1 protein-coding gene is annotated in these 1230 nt (G+C 31.5%); it reads left to right on the forward strand.

What is annotated here, in order from left to right; genetic code table 11:
- The first annotated feature begins 150 nt into the window (after positions 1-150).
- The gene (gene lgt, locus ACFSQJ_RS14230) at positions 151-984 is read left to right on the forward strand and encodes a prolipoprotein diacylglyceryl transferase (protein WP_377767641.1); all 834 of its coding nucleotides are present in this window, start codon (positions 151-153) and stop codon (positions 982-984) included.
- The last annotated feature ends 246 nt before the right edge of the window (positions 985-1230 follow it).

Genomic DNA, 1230 nt, shown 5'->3' on the forward strand with positions numbered 1-1230 from the left:
AATGCAATCAATCTATACAATGAAATAAGATTACATTTATCTTTAGAATACAAAACACCTAATATGGTATATAAATTAACAGCGTAAATCTATTTTTAACCTGTAGCCATATTTCAGGACTAGACAGGCTGAAAACCGTATTATAAAAACATGAGTGACGGAATTATAAATTGGAATGTTGACCCCGAAATATTTTGGATAACAGATTCTTTTCCACTTAAATATTATGGACTACTGTTTATGACGGGAATTCTAATCGCCTTTCAAGTAGAAAAAAGAATTTACACCTTAGAAAACGTTCCAGTTGAGAGATTAGACAAGTTATTTATCTATGTAATTGTTGGAATACTTTTAGGGGCTAGATTGGGGCATTGTTTCTTTTATGAACCAGCATACTATTTTCAAAATCCGATTGAAATTTTATTGCCAATTAAAAAAATTGGAGACTCTTATAATTTTATTGGATTTCAAGGCTTGGCAAGTCACGGAGGAACAATTGGAGTTTTAATTGCACTTGGACTTTACTGCAAAAAATTCAAAACAAACTTTTTATGGCTATTAGACAGAATCGCTATCGTTGGCCCAATAGTCGGAGCTTTTATACGATTTGGTAATTTTATGAATTCCGAAATTTATGGAAAACCAACGAATGGAAATTGGGGAGTAGTTTTTCAAAGAGATGACTTAATACCAAGGCATCCTACTCAGCTCTACGAAGCATTTTCGTACCTTCTAATATTTGGAATATTAATGTATGTCTACAGAAATAAAAATATAAAAAACCCTAATGGACTAATCTTTGGTCTCTGTTTAGTTTTAGTGTTTTTAGCTCGATTTATAATTGAATTTTTCAAAGAAAACCAAGTCAGATTTGAAGACAGTATGACAATTAATATGGGACAAATTTTAAGTATTCCGTTTATAATTATTGGACTGATTTTGATGTTTATTAGAAAAAAGCCCAGTGTACAACACGGTGTATAAGTAATAGCGGTTTAAGTGATAAACAAAAGTATAAACATAAAATAAAGGTCTGTGTAAAACCGAAAGGTTTGTGAGTAAAAACCCGCTACTACTCATACACTATACCGTTAGCAATAATATTGACCCGTCCTGAATAAAGGCTACATAATTCTTACAATTATGTACAAAAATGACAAAGTAATCAGACGGTATTCCGAATCTTTCAAACTCAAAATTCTGGACGAACTTACAACCGGAAAACTAAAC

The organism is Croceitalea marina (genome assembly GCF_042684265.1).
Lineage (GTDB): Bacteria > Bacteroidota > Bacteroidia > Flavobacteriales > Flavobacteriaceae > Croceitalea > Croceitalea marina.

Bases quoted from the DNA above. Each gene is read 5' to 3' on its own strand.
- lgt (WP_377767641.1), top strand. From the start codon at position 151: ATGAGTGACGGAATTATAAATTGGAATGTTGACCCCGAAATATTTTGG.